This is a genomic window from Bacillus cereus group sp. RP29 (assembly GCF_040459765.1).
Taxonomy (GTDB): Bacteria; Bacillota; Bacilli; order Bacillales; family Bacillaceae_G; genus Bacillus_A; species Bacillus_A paranthracis.
On the sequence record NZ_JARVHN010000001.1, the window covers coordinates 4536081 to 4550924 of the forward strand.

Genomic DNA, 14844 nt, shown 5'->3' on the forward strand with positions numbered 1-14844 from the left:
CCTGTTTTTATTTCATTTGAAACCGAATTAATTATGAACAGCACAACGGTTTGGGCCAATCTCCATTTCACGCTCTTCGTCTTCATTTGGATTTAATTGTCCCATATTTGTTTGACGAATTTCTTGATATGCATTCGGTTGAGGTGGTAAATTCTCTGTTACAACTTTACGGAACTCTCCCTCATCCTCAATATTTAAACCTGCATTATGCTCAAATAAATCTTTTAATTTTGCACTAACAATACCACTTTCGTCCATTTCACTTATTTTTGAATAATGAGCCGGTAACACAATTAAACTTTGAGATAGTTCTTTATATCGGCTATACAAAGTATTACGTAAATCACTTACCCAATCTTCAGCTTTCCCAGCAAGATCTGGACGCCCGATTGAATCTACAAATAAAATATCGCCTGATAATAAATAGGAATCATCTACAATAAATGACGTACTTCCAATCGTATGCCCTGGTGAGTATAATGCGTCAATTTCAATTTTAGTACCCCCCACCGTAATAACAGATCCTTCAACAAGCGGTTCGTATGAGAAAACAACTTCCTCCGCATCTTTTGGCGGTAACCAATACGTACCACCTACTTTTTCCGCTAACTTACGTCCTCCAGAAATATGGTCTGCATGTAAATGTGTATCCATTACATTCGTAATCGTAACAGCATGCTCTTTCGCAAATTCTTCATACGCTTCAACTGTTCTTACTGCATCAATAACTGCTGCTTCACCGTTTGAAACGACCATATAAGATAAACAGCCTTTTCCAAGACGGTTAAACTGATACATACTTCCGCCATTTTTTAAATCTCCAACTTTTACAGGCTTTACATATTCACTCCATGCCTTCATACCACCAGCTAAATAATAAATATTTTCTAATCCAGCCTCTGTTAACTGCTCTGCCACAAATATAGAAGACCCTTCTTTTGCACATACTACTAAAACATCTTTATCTTTAGGTAATTCACTTACAATATGATCTACACCATCTAACAAATCAAAATAAGGTTTATTAATAGAAGAAACTTGTTTTCCTTCAATTTTCCAATCTTCATAATCCTTCTCATTACGAACATCTAAAATAAACAACTCTCCGAATAAAACTTTCTCTGCAACATCTTTTGCTTGTAATGATTTAACACTCATCTTTTTACCCCCTATGGTATATTTACATTTAAAAAAATTTTAATTCTTTATATTCCCTTGCCACTCTAACATACCTGGAATGACATTTTTCACATTTTCATAACCTTTCTCTTTCAACATATGGCAAGCTACATCACTACGGTTACCAGTTCGGCAAACAACATAAATTTGTTTCGTCTGATCTAAAACTGCACTGTCTAACTCTCCTAACGGCACCGAAATGGCCGATGGAATATGACCAAAAGCGAATTCCGCTGCTTCTCGAACATCTAATACAATACACTCTTCATCGCTTAATAATATCTCTTCCAACTCCGTATTCGTAATTGTATGAGGATACTTTGCTACTTCGTTCACTTCATGCTCATGTGCTTTCCTAATGTAATGCATCAAAACATCGCCCTCTTGTTTCGTCCCGATATATTGATGCCCTACTTTATTTGCCCAGCTTTGTATATCTACTGTAGATCCTTTATCTGTTGCCTTAATTTCAATCACTTGTCCTGATGCCAATCCTTCTATCGCCTTCTTCGTTTTCACAATCGGCATCGGACAAGCTAACCCTTTACAATCTAAACTCATATCCACTTTTATACTCATAGTGATTCCTCCATAACTTATATACATATACCTGTAGGGGTATATTAAAATGTTTTTGAAAATCTGTCAACACTTACGTTTGACAGATTATCGGCTTTTTACAAGTAATTGAACAGCTTCTTTAATTAACTCTTCATTTGAACCATTACCACTTTCAAACTGTTCACGCAAGCATTGCTCTAAATTCGTTCCAACAACAAGTCCAATTGTACGATCAAGTGCAGAACGAGATGCCGTTAACTGTGTAATAACCTCTCGGCAATCTTTTCCTTCTTCCATCATACGAAGCACACCACGAACTTGCCCTTCAATACGTTTTAATCTATTTTTCATGTCTTGATTATATTCCATTGTATAATCACCTCATTACCATTATGTCACCATTTATAGCTTATGACAATATATTATACCCTGTAGGGTATTTTGTAAACCCCTATTTTAAACTTTTACCTTATACATTCACAAAATACAAAGCGAAACCTTCATCTATAGGCTTTCATCTTCCACCAAATTTTGAAGTGGAAGATGAAAAAATATCAATATACAATACGTTCTGGTAATACTGTTCCATACAATTTAAAACCACCATCTACATTCTTTACCTTATATCCTTTTTCCATTAACATGCGCGCTGCAACATATCCTCTCATACCGAGTTGACACGTAATATATATATCTTTATCCACTGGCACTTCATTCAAACGATCACGTAATTCATCTAACGGAATATTAACAGCGCCTTTAATCATTCCTTGTTTTAATTCATTAGGCTCTCGAACATCAATAAGATATCCACCATTTTCAACAATACGATCTATTTCATGCCATTGTACTGTGTCCACAAAACCATCTACTATATTACTTGCTGCATACCCTACCATGTTTACAGGGTCTTTTGCAGAAGAATATGGCGGGGCATATGATAATTCTAAATCTGGCAAATCAAGTACAGTTAAATTTGCTTTTATTGCCGTTGCGATAACATCCATACGCTTATCTACACCGTCACGTCCTAGAGCCTGTGCTCCGTAAATTTTCCCACTATCTTTATTAAAAATTAATTTTATTAGCACTGGCGTAGCATTCGGGTAGTATCCCGCATGCGAATTTGCCTGTACATGCACTACCTCATAGGGTATATTTAATCGTTTTAATATTTTCTCATTTACTCCCGTCGAAGCAACTGTTAAATCAAAAACTTTAGCTACAGAAGTTCCGAGTGTACCTTTATATACAGAATCTGTATGACCATGAATAATATCTGCTAACATACGACCTTGACGATTAGCCGGCCACGCTAACGGAATCATCGTTTCTGTTTCAGTAACAAAATCTTTCACTTCAATCGCATCACCAATTGCATATATATGTGGGTCAGACGTTTGAAATTTCTCATTTACTTTTATCGTCCCTCTAACTCCTAATGCTAATCCTGCATCCTTCGCTAAACTACTCTCTGGTTGTACACCAATTGCTAAAATAATCATATCTGTCTCTATAATTGAGCCACTTTTTAAACGTACAACAGTCCCATTCTCTTCTAACGCATCTACACCATCTTCAAAAACGAGCTCAACATCGTGTTTTTGAAGATGCTCATGCACATATGCCGCCATTTCATAATCGATTGGTGGCATCACTTGATTTGCCATCTCTACAAGAGTAACCTCAATCCCACGTTCTCTTAAATTCTCAACCATTTCCACTCCAATAAATCCGCCACCAATCACCGTCGCATGACGTGGTTTCTGCTCATCAACGTATGCTTTAATACGATCTGTATCAGGTACATTCCGTAACGTAAACAACGCCTTCGCTTCTTCAATACCCGGGATAGATGGAACAATTGGTTTCGCCCCTGGTGAAAGAATTAACACATCATATTCCTCGCTATATGTTTCATTTGTCGTTACATTCTTTATCGTAATTGTTTTCTCTTCTTTATTAATCTTTACTACTTCACTCAATACACGTATATCTAAATTAAAACGCTTCGACATTCTTTCAACAGTTTGTACTAATAATTTTTGTCTTTCTGTAATGACACTGCCAATATAATATGGCAATCCACAGTTTGCGAATGAAATGTATTCACCGCGTTCAACCATAATAATTTCATCTTCCTCACTTAAACGACGAAGCCTTGCAGCTACTGAGGCCCCACCGGCAACTCCGCCTACTACAACTATTTTTCTGGACATATTTTAAACCTCCATAGTATTTAATTTTCTCAAACCCCACACAAAACCTATACCTGTATGGGTATATAATAAATTATAAAAAAGTTAATTTCAATCAATATGTCTTTCTTTCACAAATTTGAAACAAATAAAAAAGAACTTAGATATCTCCAAGTTCTTTTACGTATAGTTCTATAACTTTCTGTACGATTACATCTGCTGTATTTTCCTCCGGTGGCATCAATAAATTTGTAACCGGCCCATACACAACAGGGCTTAATTCCACTTCATAACCACCATATGAAATTTCTTCCTTTGTCGGCAAGTAACCAATATATCCGTTCATATATCCACCAAAGAAAGCCAATTCATTTTGAAGATTCTCTTTCACTTCTAATGCCGTTTCCGAAAAAGGTTCCATCGGTATACCTGAAAACATACCATCATTCACTTGAAACAGTTGCACTTCTAAATCAATAGTTAAATGCCGAATACCTTGCTTATATTTCTCTAAAACGATAGTAAGCCATTCATCCGTATTCACGCCCCACTGCTTCTCAGCTAACCAAGCCATGCTTCGTATCTCATCAATTTCAGGGATATTCTTCAACTTCATTTGCACCATACTCGAAATCGTTCTTACATTTACAATTGGGCTATATGTAACTGTCGGTAACATCGTTAATACATGTCCACTAAGCGTGTAAGCCATTTGTGTTAATGCTTCCTTAGAACCTCGATACTTCGCATTCACATTACCAGCAGCACCTTGAACAATCATAACAGGACAGTTTACGATCTTCTCAAGAATCTCTCTTGTCATCCCCGGATAGTCTGCTGATAATGCATCACTATCACCTTTTAAAACATTCGGATGGGCCGTACAAAATACTATAATCCCTGTTAATTCCTTCGTTTCAGCATCTTTTATTGCTAACATACCAATTCGTTTATCTACAACACCCTCTATATTTGTTCCCATCTTCGCTCTTCCATCAGATGTTCTCTCTCTTCGGTTTACTCCAATATCACCTGTCGTAACACCCCAGCCAACTTCACATCGCTTCAAGTTGTTATTCGCAGTAACAGCACCTTGCACCACATTATTTACTAAAATCGTTTTATACGACCTTACTAAAGGTTGCTCACCAACAGTTTCTGGACCAGAATGTGTATGTGTATAAACAACTGTTATTCGCTCAAATGGAACATGAAGCCTACTTGCTACTCGCTCACGAATCATATTCGTATCTTCTACTAACATTCCAATATTATCAATACTTATAAACACAGTTTTCATTTCATCTTTTTCAAATACAAAAACCGTCCCATAAATACGCTCTTCAACATTATTTATTCCTGTCTCTCTATGGTATCCAACAAAATCAATGCCAACAGGCGGCGTAATATCCACCTTGCATACCCCTATTTTGCTCATTTGAATCACTCCATTTCTCTATGTAACTCCCTTTTTTCAAGAATAGCATATTTGACCTTGTTCCAAATAAAAAAAGAACGAACATAGCATCCTATGTCCGTTCTTCCCCTCACACATACTTCCGATGCACCATCTTCCCATCATAAGAAAACACAACACCCTTACTCTCCACAATCGACTCCATATGCACCGTTCTTCCCCACAGCTGATGAAGATATGGTAATACCTTTTCTAAGTATTTTAAATCGAGCTCGATTCCTTCGTAACTATGCTTAATATACAATTCTCCGTTCTTTAAGTAGTCCCCGTCTTCTACTACTAAGTACGGGAAGCCGCCATTTGTTCGCATATTTACGAGTTGATCACGTACATGTTCCCACTCTTTATCTATTACTTTATATTCTTTTCCTTGGCGCTGAAATAAGTACATATCTTCTCTCATTACGAGATCTTTATTTAAGTAGTTTCTTAAAAACGATACGTCCCATTCGATTTCGCGTACTTCAAAGATTTTGTCTCGACCAGATCCTGGTTTTACATCGCGTCGTTTCATTTCTTCTGTCGGGTTATTGTAGCGCTCCTCTATATCTTCAAACATTTTAATACCGAGGTAGTATGGGTTAATACTCGTTTTTGATGGCTGAACGACACCTGCATTTAATTTTGCAAATTCGATTGCTTCATCAGATGTTAAGTCCATTTCGCGAAGTATGCGTTGATGCCAGAAGGATGCCCAGCCTTCATTCATAATTTTCGTTTCAAGCTGCGGCCAGAAATATAACATTTCCTCACGCATCATCGTTAATATGTCCCGCTGCCAATCTTCTAGCTCACGGCTATATTCTTCAATAAAGAGGAGTAAGTCTTTCTCTGGTTGTGGTGGGATTTTCTTCTTTTTACGAACATTGGAGCGTTCCCTCTTTTTATTGCGATCATCTAAATTCCATAAATCATCGTATTGCGATACCTTTTTCTTTTCTACTTCTTCCTCTTCTAAATCATCAATACTCCACGCAAGTTTTGGACGCATAAGCGACGGATCAATATGCTCTTGAATGGCAAGTACGGCATCTAAAAATGTTTCTACCTCTTCTTTTCCGTACTTATGCTCATATGCTTTCACCCGTTCAGCTGTCGCTGACATACTTTCTACCATATCTCGCTTCGTATTTGAAAAACGAATATTATTTTTAAAGAAGTCACAGTGCGCTAACACGTGCGCTACGATTAATTTATTTTGAATTAACGAGTTCGTATCTAATAAAAAGGCATAACATGGATCAGAGTTAATAACGAGTTCGTATATTTTACTAAGACCTAAATCGTATTGTAATTTCATTCTGAAAAACTGTTTTCCAAAACTCCAATGTGAAAACCGTGTTGGCATCCCATATGCACCAAATGTATAAATAATTTCCGCTGGACATATTTCATAACGCATCGGATAAAAATCAAGCCCAAATCCAGTCGCAATTTCCGTAATTTCCGCAATTGCATATTGCAGTGCTTTATCGTCACTTGCTCTCATTATTTTCCCTCCTTACACTTTCCCTTAAGAAAGTGTATGATTGAGAACAAGCTTTCATGAGGATTGATTGCATAATAAAAAGACACCCTCATAAAAACGAGAATGTCTCATCTATTAACCTTCAATAATCTCCATCTTCTCCGTAATCGGCGCTCGCGCTTTTCCTTCTGGTGCTTTATCGAAATAGCCAAGGTGAAGAATTCCAACGATGCGTTGACCTCTAGTTAAACCAAGTCCTTCTATAAATAATGGATTGTAGTTTAATCCACCTGATTTCCAAACACAACCTAAACCGCGTTCCCAAGCAAGAAGTTGGAAGTTTTGCATAAATGCACATGTTGCAGCGTAATCTTCGTCACGTTGAATTTGACGTGGATCTTCATTTATGTAAACAACAATTTGTGCTGGCGTGCTTAAGAAACGATCCGATAAAATTTTACCGCGTTTCGCTCTTTCTTCTTCTGTGAAAGAGTTTAATACTGCGTCTACTAATTTCTGACGACCTTCTCCAATGTATAATTTACAATTCCATGGTTCACGATGTTTATGATTCGGTGCCCACGTTGCGTCGTTTAATAGTTCAATTAATAACTCTTTGTCTACTGCTTTATCTGTAAATGTACGAACAGAACGTCTTTCTTTAATCACATTTGCGATGGAAGTATATGTAGTCATATTTTTCTCTCCCTTATTTTTATCTATATGTATACGTTTATTGTTGATATTGATTTTCAATTTCGATTATACCTTAGTTTTTTACTATTAATCAATGTTTTATGTTGGAAAACTTCCAAAAACTTCAGTTCATACTGTGAATAAAAAAACTTGATTTGTTCACAAGTATTTCACATTTTATGGAAATGATATGTGTACAGTTTTTCACATTATCCATCTAGGAGGAGTTTACATGTACAAAAAAATCGCAGTAAGTATGACTATGGCAGCATTATTATTCGGTGCAACCGTCTTCCCCACTTTCGCTGCTACGCCAAAAGAAGTCACATTGCATCATCATAAACCAATTTCAGAAGAAGAAATGCAGTCGCTCGAAAAACTCGGCTATAACAAACATGAAATTTGGAAAGCTGCCCACATTGCAAAAATGAGTAAAAAAGAAATTAAAGACGTTTTAGCTTACTATAAGCAAAATAATTCTTGGGAGAAAACAGCAGAGCATTTCGGGGTAGACCCAAGTAAGTTAAAAAAGCATCATATGAATAAAGAAACGAAAAAGGCACTACTGCAAGAATTAGCAAATATGCAAAAATCTACACCAGACGGGCTAAAACAAAAAATGAAAGAATATAATATCGGATTACGTCAGCTCACGGTATTAACAATCATCTCTCAAAAAAGTAATACTCCCCTTGATGATGTACTAAAAATGAAAAAAGACGGAATGGATATGAAACAAATTGCAGAAAAATTAAATGTAAAAAAAGAAGATATACGAGCAGAAATGATTAAATTAGTGAAGTCTATTAAGGAAAAGAAAACAAATTAATATGCCAAAAAGGAAGAGTTTTTCAATACTCTTCCTTTTCTTTATGAACTTTCAATTTTTAAGTATAAATTCCCGCCTTTCCCAAAAACTAACACAAGTAAATGATATATGTTAGGGGGTGGGAAAATGTTTCGTTTATCATCTAAAAAGAAAAAACAAACCTTCTGTTCTATTCCAGATTTTATCCATACGATGAAAAAATCAAGCGACTTTTCTTCTTATAACATTATAGAAGATGGGACATTATGTTTGTTTTATTATAAATCTACAGTAGAATCACTTATTATTAAGCGATTCATTTTAGCACCTATAAAAAATAAATTAGAGGAGATTCAACATATTGATGACATCTTAAATGTCGTATCTATTGAAGACATCCTCATCAATCCGTCCATTGATGATATTCGTGAGAAATTATTAGGTGGATACGTATTATTACAACTAAAAAAAGGTTCAGGGCAAGCAGCGTATGCACTTCTACGCGCCGAGAGTACCGTTTTAGGAACTCGTTTAGTAAATGACACGGAAAATGAATATAGTGTTATTGGCCCTAAAGTTGGTTTTGTTGAAAATGTTGATATAAATATACATTTATTACGCCGAAATATCGTAACCGAGCAATTAATCTTCAAAGAAGTTAGCGTTGGTTCTATGTCAAAAACCAAAATCGTAGTTGCTTACATCGAAGGCATTACAAATGAACAGCATATTAACACCGCAACGCAACGTCTACAAGATATTGATTTTGATTACCCTTTTGATGCAACTATGATTGAACAATTCATTAGTGATAATAGTAACTCTCCATTCCCTGTTTTACTACCTACAGAGCGTTTAGATCGTTCTGTTTATGCATTACTAAACGGAGGAATTGTCATTTTAACAGACGGTTCACCATATGCATTAGCTGGACCAGCAACATTACTCGATTTTTTCGTCTCTCCAGAAGACTATTATTTACCATGGATGGCAGGGTCATTTCTTAGATTAGTTCGCTTTTTTGGAGCGGCATTCTCTCTATTTTCATCAGCTATTTATACAGCTGTATTAACGTATCACTATCAAATGATTCCAGCAGATTTACTCGGCCCTATTATTTATTCCAGAGCCAACGTACCATTTCCACCTGTTTTGGAGGCACTTTTTTTAGAAATCACAATCGAATTACTGCGCGAAGCTGGGGCGCGTTTACCGACTAAAGTTGGTCAAACGATTGGTATTGTTGGTGGTATTGTAATTGGGCAAGCATCAGTTGAGGCTGCTTTAACGAGCACCATCTTACTAATTGCTGTTGCGCTGTCTGCACTAGCTTCTTTTACAACACCGACAGTAAAAATGTCTTCTACTATCCGGATATTACGCTTCCCTCTTATTATTTTAGCCGGAGCATTTGGAGGTGTAGGTCTTATCGTCGGATTTGTATTCATATTGGCTCATTTAATTCGCTTAAAATCACTTGGATCACCTTATTTATTACCTTTATACCCATTTCGCGGTTTAGGTACAGCTGAAGGACTCCTTCGTCTTCCATTTAGTCAAACTGCGGGACGAGCTTCTTTTTTAAAGCCCAAAAAGAAATGGCGCTATGATCCAAACAAAGCGAAAGAAAAACGTGACGGTGAGGAAAAATGAAAAATATTTTTTTATGCTTTTTCATTATCATTTTAATTTTCCAATCTGGTTGTACAGAAGCTCATATAGTTGATACACAGCGAATGATTCACGTAGGTGGATTCGATATAACAAAAAACAAAAAATTTCGCGGAACAATTTTATATCCGGATTACACAAAAGGCGTACAATCTAAACCAGAAACTCAATCCACTCATGCAGGTACAATTGAAACAATCTCTTCCCTTTTAAACGCAAAATCACCACATACAATCGCTGTGGGGCAAATGCGTGTTGTCCTATTCGGAAAAGCATTTGGTGAACATGGACTTGGAGATGTTATTAACAACTTACAACGTGATCCTAACATTGGCCGTGATGTACAACTAGCACTTGTGGATGGTTCAACAGAAGAATTACTTAAACATGTGAAAACAAATGGATCGCTATATCTATCTGAATTACTGGAACAAAATATAAAAAACGAGACAATCCCTCGGACAGCTTTAAATATTTTTTTATATAACTTCTATTCATCTGGATGCGATGCATTTCTTCCTTACATTCAAGTATCAGAAGACAAATCTGCTTCCATTAAAGGGCTCGCTTTTTTAAAAAAGGATAAAGTGGCTATGTATACAGACAGGAAAAGGTCTTTTTTATTTAAATTACTCATTAATCCAACGAAAAATGGGCGTTACGAAGTTCCAATACGTCAAGGTAAACATAAAGGAGTAATTGCTACTCAAAACTTATCTGGAAATAGTGAGTGCTCTCTTTCGCCAAACGGTGATATTCCGAAAGTTAACATACACTTAAAGTTAAATGGACTCGTAAAAAATGCTCCCAGATGGCTGGATTTATCAAAGAGTAAAAATGTAACTTACGTAAAAAGACATATAGAAAAAATGCTTGAAAAGGATTTAAACGAATTAATAAAACAATTCCAAGAAAATAAAATCGATCCAATAGGAATACGTGAAGAAATTCGTAGTCATTCAAGAAAATGGAGCATGAAACAAATTCAAGATATGTATCCTAACGTAGACATTGCTGTTCATGTGAAAATTAATGTCGTACAATCTGGTATCGGAGAATAGTGAGGTGCTATCATGGCCTGGACAAGATAAAACACATACTGTTTCCCCTTATTTCACATTCCTTCTATTACACTCCCTTCAAATTGGAGTAGGAGTGTTAGGATACCAAAGGATTATTGCGCAATTTGCCGGTTATGATGCTTGGATTTCTCTTATTATCGCTGGTATTGCAACTCATATCGTTTTATTTTGTATGCTTAAAATGTTAGAAAAAGATAATGATTTAATGAATATTCATACGACATGTTTCGGAAAATGGATTGGGAAAATTTTTTCCGTATGCTTTGCCGCATACCTTTTATTATTTTGTCTTACTGTTCTTCGTACGTATATTGAAGTTATTCAAGTTTGGGTCTTTCCTACAATTAAACCGTGGAAATTAACTTTCCTATTTTTACTTGTAGCCTATTACATAATTAGAGGCGGCTTTCGTTCTGTAACTGGAATTTGTTTTTGGGGCGTTATTATACCGATTTTCGTCCTGTTATTCTTAGTTTTTCCAATGAAATATGCGCATGTCCGTAACATTTTCCCAATTCTAAATCATTCACCTTTAGAAATTCTAACTGCAACCAAAGCATCTGCATTAGAATTTCTTGGATTTGAAGCAATCCTTGTTTTTTATCCATTTATTAAAAAAGGAAAATCGTTAAACAAATGGGCACATGGTGGTATTATTTTTACAACAATTCTATACGTAATACTAGCCATCGTTTCCCTTATGTACTATAGCCCAGGGCAACTACATCATACCATTTGGCCAACATTAACGATGCTAAAAATCATTAAAGTTCCTTTTATCCAAAGGTTTGAGTACATTATTATTTTCCTATGGTATCTTATTATTTTACCTAATCTTTGTTTAACCATTTGGTCTTCTTGTTGCATTAGTAAAAAATCTTTTCACATACCATTTAAAATTACATTGCCACTTTTTATCTCAGTCATATTTATTTCATCCTTATTTTTCACAAACCGTGAAAGTATCAACACATTAAATACAGTACTATCTCAAGCTGGCTTATATATTGTATACGCTTATATCCCAATTTTATTTCTATTCCATTCAGTGCGATGGCATTTCAAAAATCGGTCAAAAAAATCTTCACCCGACACACCGTAATCTCTGATACAATTTGATTAATACATTTGTAAAGGGGACAAGCGTATGAAGAAATATGTATTTTCTTTACTTGCAGTACTGAGTTTAATTCTTGCTGGATGCGGAGCTACTAGTACAAATGAAAAAAAATCATCTGAATCAAAAGAAGAGCACGACCACGCATCGCACACTCAGCAAGCTGACATTCAAGAGAAAACAAAAGGAGTCGACACACTTCCTACCTTCCTAGACAAGCTTGATCCACAAATGAAAGATATCTACACTGTCGCTGGACAAAATGCAGAACTATTAGATTGGATTCCATGTTACTGCGGTTGCGGTGAAAGTGTAGGACATAAAAATAATAAAAATTGTTTTATTCGTGAAATTAAAAAGAATGGTGAAGTTGTTTGGGATTCTCATGCAACGACTTGCGTCAATTGCCTAGAAATCGCAGTTGAATCTGCTTCGATGAAACAAAAAGGAAAATCAACGCTTGAAATTCGTAACTATATCGATAATAAATACAAAGAAGGCTATGGCAAACCAACACCTACGCCAATGCCAAAAGCTTAAAAAACGAGGACATACCTCGTTTTTTTCATTCACTTTTTTTCTTAACAAATTCTTTCAAGTGTATTTCTCCTTACTTATCACACACTATATATAACTCTCGGTAAGGAGGGTACACAGTGCAAACATATAACGACTATGATAAAGCTCTCTATTACACGTATTGCTGTAATTGGGATAAATTACTCGTTCTCATGGTTCAAACGAACGATCAATTATTTTCTAAGCGTATTGAGCATTTTTTACACGCTTATCAATACAGTAAAGAACTGCCAGAAGTTGATAAACAGTTGCAGCTCCTATTTCAATATATTGACCACGCATCCCAAAAGTCACATATAGAAGAAGTAGAGCAAATTCAAATGTAAACTATAGCGCTATTCTCTTCTGGAGAATAGCGCTTTTTTAAAATGTTCATATCAATAAAAGTTTCCCCGTATAAAACTTTTATTGATAAACATATTTTTTCTTTCTTTTCTGTACCACTTCATACTATAATTTAGTATGTAACTATTATAAGAGAGGTATAAAATATGGGACGAGAAAAAAAGCAAGAATATGCTTTATTTACCGCGTGGGGAGCTTCGTTTATTGCTACACTAGGAAGTCTATACTTTTCCGAAATCATGAAATTTGAGCCTTGTGTCCTTTGTTGGTATCAACGCATTTTCATGTATCCATTCGTTTTATGGCTCGGTATCGCTGTAGTAAAAAAAGATTATCGCATCGCAAGTTATTCTTTACCGATTGCAAGTATTGGTGCTTGTATTTCTTTATATCACTATGCAATTCAAAAAGTCGCAGCATTTTCGGCTGCAGGGGCAGCTTGCGGCCGTGTACCATGTACGGGAGAATACATAAACTGGTTCGGCTTTGTGACAATCCCGTTTTTAGCACTTATCGGCTTTATTACAATCGCTGTTTGTAGCTTTATTGTCATCAAAAACAAATAAGGAGATGAAAGAATGAAAAAAATGCTTATATTTGGCGGTATTATTATCGTCTTATTTGCGGCAATCTTTGCTGTAACTCAAATGGAAAAGAAAAACGCATCGACAGATGAAAAAGGTTACTACTCAAATAAAATTTCTCTTGAAGATCTCAATAAAAATATAGAAGATAAAAAAGAACAAACGATTTACTTTTATCAAACCTCTTGCGTTCATTGTCAAAAGGTCTCTCCTATTGTTGTACCTTTAGCGAAAGATTTAAATGTTGATATGAAAGTAATTGATATTGAAAATTTAAACGAGCCTTGGGATAAGTACGATATTAAAGGAACGCCAACGATTATTCATTTTAAAGATGGTAAAGAAGTAAGCCGTATTAGCGGAGAACAATCAAAAGAAAAGTTTAAAGAATGGTTTGAACAAACGAAAAAATAACGAGAAAAGGAAACTCCTTCTACACATGAAATGGACGTAAAATTCCAAACTAATGTATAAGGAGGGGGTTTTATGCCAGAAGTAAGATGCTCTGTTTCCAATTGTTCATTTTGGGGACAAGGTAACTTTTGTCAAGCAAGTGCGATTATCGTTCAGCCAGATGCGGATGAAACTGGTCAAACTGAAAATGAATCGTATACAAGTGCTGTTTTAACGAACGAGACGCTAGAAAGTTCTGTAGCAACAAGTGTAGAGACTTGTTGTCATACATTTAAGCCAAAATATTAAACATAAAAAGCATACGACTAATCGTATGCTTTTTTACATTCCCCTCCAAAAATCATGCATAATAAAAAAGTACAAAATAACGAGAACGGCTGTCCCGCATAACGTAATACGCCGATATATACTTTTCTCCCCTTCCCTTGCCTTAACAAACGCCCAAATAAATCCGAAGAACAATATTAAATCAACGTATGGAACATAAAACGAAAAGACGAGAAAAGCATACAAATACACGATAAATAAACAGGTCGTTACTAAGAAAACTTTAAACGCAAATTCACTTTTCATAATGTAACCGCCCCCTATCTGTACTGTATTATATTCAGCAAAGTACAATAGTTGCAGTTAAACTGGAAGTAGAAATAAGCTACCGTCTATAA

Annotated in this window: 17 protein-coding genes; 9 read left to right on the forward strand and 8 right to left on the reverse strand. The window is 35.7% G+C overall.

Annotated features, from left to right (window positions below; translation table 11 throughout):
• Positions 1-27: 27 nt before the first annotated feature.
• From QCI47_RS24095 to QCI47_RS24125, 7 genes are all read right to left on the reverse strand, one after another.
• Positions 28-1158, reverse strand: coding sequence for an MBL fold metallo-hydrolase (locus tag QCI47_RS24095; RefSeq protein WP_074540841.1), 1131 nt, complete (start codon positions 1156-1158; stop codon positions 28-30).
• A gap of 39 nt (positions 1159-1197) precedes the next feature.
• Positions 1198-1758, reverse strand: coding sequence for a sulfurtransferase TusA family protein (locus QCI47_RS24100; RefSeq protein WP_000023963.1), 561 nt, complete (start codon positions 1756-1758; stop codon positions 1198-1200).
• 87 nt (positions 1759-1845) lie between these two features.
• The gene (locus QCI47_RS24105; RefSeq protein ID WP_000456206.1) at positions 1846-2109 is read right to left on the reverse strand and encodes a metal-sensitive transcriptional regulator; all 264 of its coding nucleotides are present in this window, start codon (positions 2107-2109) and stop codon (positions 1846-1848) included.
• 185 nt (positions 2110-2294) lie between these two features.
• The gene (gene cdr, locus QCI47_RS24110) at positions 2295-3959 is read right to left on the reverse strand and encodes a CoA-disulfide reductase (RefSeq protein ID WP_353811967.1); all 1665 of its coding nucleotides are present in this window, start codon (positions 3957-3959) and stop codon (positions 2295-2297) included.
• Positions 3960-4098: 139 nt separating this feature from the next.
• Positions 4099-5376 carry a neutral/alkaline non-lysosomal ceramidase N-terminal domain-containing protein gene (locus QCI47_RS24115; protein ID WP_309422836.1) on the reverse strand — a complete coding sequence of 426 codons (1278 nt, stop codon included), beginning with the start codon at positions 5374-5376 and terminating at the stop codon, positions 4099-4101.
• A 109-nt stretch (positions 5377-5485) separates the two neighbouring features.
• Positions 5486-6904 carry a stage V sporulation protein SpoVR gene (spoVR, locus tag QCI47_RS24120; protein ID WP_309422837.1) on the reverse strand — a complete coding sequence of 473 codons (1419 nt, stop codon included), beginning with the start codon at positions 6902-6904 and terminating at the stop codon, positions 5486-5488.
• A gap of 114 nt (positions 6905-7018) precedes the next feature.
• Positions 7019-7579, reverse strand: a complete 561-nt coding sequence (locus QCI47_RS24125; RefSeq protein WP_000214809.1) for a nitroreductase family protein — start codon at positions 7577-7579, stop codon at positions 7019-7021.
• A 232-nt stretch (positions 7580-7811) separates the two neighbouring features.
• On the opposite strand from QCI47_RS24125, the gene QCI47_RS24130 reads away from it, so the two are divergent.
• The 9 genes from QCI47_RS24130 to QCI47_RS24170 all read left to right on the forward strand — a co-directional run bounded on the left by QCI47_RS24130 (position 7812) and on the right by QCI47_RS24170 (position 14467).
• The gene (locus QCI47_RS24130) at positions 7812-8408 is read left to right on the forward strand and encodes a hypothetical protein (RefSeq protein ID WP_048558018.1); all 597 of its coding nucleotides are present in this window, start codon (positions 7812-7814) and stop codon (positions 8406-8408) included.
• A 126-nt stretch (positions 8409-8534) separates the two neighbouring features.
• Complete coding sequence (gene gerYA, locus QCI47_RS24135) at positions 8535-10040, forward strand: spore germination protein GerYA (protein ID WP_353811968.1); 1506 nt, start codon at positions 8535-8537, stop codon at positions 10038-10040.
• Complete coding sequence (gene gerYC, locus QCI47_RS24140) at positions 10037-11119, forward strand: spore germination protein GerYC (RefSeq protein WP_071741532.1); 1083 nt, start codon at positions 10037-10039, stop codon at positions 11117-11119. Before gerYA ends, gerYC begins: the two co-directional genes overlap by 4 nt.
• Before the next feature lie 4 nt (positions 11120-11123).
• The gene (locus QCI47_RS24145) at positions 11124-12242 is read left to right on the forward strand and encodes a GerAB/ArcD/ProY family transporter (protein WP_353811970.1); all 1119 of its coding nucleotides are present in this window, start codon (positions 11124-11126) and stop codon (positions 12240-12242) included.
• Positions 12243-12287: 45 nt separating this feature from the next.
• Positions 12288-12797, forward strand: coding sequence for a PCYCGC domain-containing protein (locus tag QCI47_RS24150; RefSeq protein WP_000761019.1), 510 nt, complete (start codon positions 12288-12290; stop codon positions 12795-12797).
• 116 nt (positions 12798-12913) lie between these two features.
• Positions 12914-13162 (forward strand): YhdB family protein, encoded by a 249-nt coding sequence (locus QCI47_RS24155; RefSeq protein ID WP_001195458.1) that lies wholly within the window; start codon positions 12914-12916, stop codon positions 13160-13162.
• A gap of 165 nt (positions 13163-13327) precedes the next feature.
• A complete protein-coding gene (locus tag QCI47_RS24160) occupies positions 13328-13747 on the forward strand; it encodes a disulfide formation protein C (RefSeq protein WP_000532258.1) in 420 nt (139 codons plus the stop codon).
• Positions 13748-13759: 12 nt separating this feature from the next.
• Entirely contained in the window at positions 13760-14179 is a 420-nt protein-coding gene (locus tag QCI47_RS24165) for a thioredoxin family protein (protein ID WP_000738457.1), read from the forward strand.
• 72 nt (positions 14180-14251) lie between these two features.
• The gene (locus QCI47_RS24170; RefSeq protein WP_001115486.1) at positions 14252-14467 is read left to right on the forward strand and encodes a DUF1540 domain-containing protein; all 216 of its coding nucleotides are present in this window, start codon (positions 14252-14254) and stop codon (positions 14465-14467) included.
• 33 nt (positions 14468-14500) lie between these two features.
• Here the strand turns inward: QCI47_RS24170 and QCI47_RS24175 are convergent, their stop codons facing one another.
• Positions 14501-14752 (reverse strand): hypothetical protein, encoded by a 252-nt coding sequence (locus QCI47_RS24175; protein WP_000834195.1) that lies wholly within the window; start codon positions 14750-14752, stop codon positions 14501-14503.
• Between the last annotated feature and the right edge of the window lie 92 nt (positions 14753-14844).

What these genes read in the sequence shown, in the direction of transcription:
- QCI47_RS24130 (WP_048558018.1), top strand. Translation starts at nt 7,812, where the DNA reads ATGTACAAAAAAATCGCAGTAAGTATGACTATGGCAGCATTATTATTC.
- QCI47_RS24165 (WP_000738457.1), top strand. Translation starts at nt 13,760, where the DNA reads ATGAAAAAAATGCTTATATTTGGCGGTATTATTATCGTCTTATTTGCG.
- QCI47_RS24175 (WP_000834195.1), bottom strand. Translation starts at nt 14,752, where the DNA reads ATGAAAAGTGAATTTGCGTTTAAAGTTTTCTTAGTAACGACCTGTTTA.
- spoVR (WP_309422837.1), bottom strand. Translation starts at nt 6,904, where the DNA reads ATGAGAGCAAGTGACGATAAAGCACTGCAATATGCAATTGCGGAAATT.
- QCI47_RS24125 (WP_000214809.1), bottom strand. Translation starts at nt 7,579, where the DNA reads ATGACTACATATACTTCCATCGCAAATGTGATTAAAGAAAGACGTTCT.
- QCI47_RS24100 (WP_000023963.1), bottom strand. Translation starts at nt 1,758, where the DNA reads ATGAGTATAAAAGTGGATATGAGTTTAGATTGTAAAGGGTTAGCTTGT.
- gerYA (WP_353811968.1), top strand. Translation starts at nt 8,535, where the DNA reads ATGTTTCGTTTATCATCTAAAAAGAAAAAACAAACCTTCTGTTCTATT.
- QCI47_RS24095 (WP_074540841.1), bottom strand. Translation starts at nt 1,158, where the DNA reads ATGAGTGTTAAATCATTACAAGCAAAAGATGTTGCAGAGAAAGTTTTA.
- QCI47_RS24150 (WP_000761019.1), top strand. Translation starts at nt 12,288, where the DNA reads ATGAAGAAATATGTATTTTCTTTACTTGCAGTACTGAGTTTAATTCTT.
- QCI47_RS24160 (WP_000532258.1), top strand. Translation starts at nt 13,328, where the DNA reads ATGGGACGAGAAAAAAAGCAAGAATATGCTTTATTTACCGCGTGGGGA.
- QCI47_RS24115 (WP_309422836.1), bottom strand. Translation starts at nt 5,376, where the DNA reads ATGAGCAAAATAGGGGTATGCAAGGTGGATATTACGCCGCCTGTTGGC.
- cdr (WP_353811967.1), bottom strand. Translation starts at nt 3,959, where the DNA reads ATGTCCAGAAAAATAGTTGTAGTAGGCGGAGTTGCCGGTGGGGCCTCA.
- QCI47_RS24105 (WP_000456206.1), bottom strand. Translation starts at nt 2,109, where the DNA reads ATGGAATATAATCAAGACATGAAAAATAGATTAAAACGTATTGAAGGG.
- gerYC (WP_071741532.1), top strand. Translation starts at nt 10,037, where the DNA reads ATGAAAAATATTTTTTTATGCTTTTTCATTATCATTTTAATTTTCCAA.
- QCI47_RS24170 (WP_001115486.1), top strand. Translation starts at nt 14,252, where the DNA reads ATGCCAGAAGTAAGATGCTCTGTTTCCAATTGTTCATTTTGGGGACAA.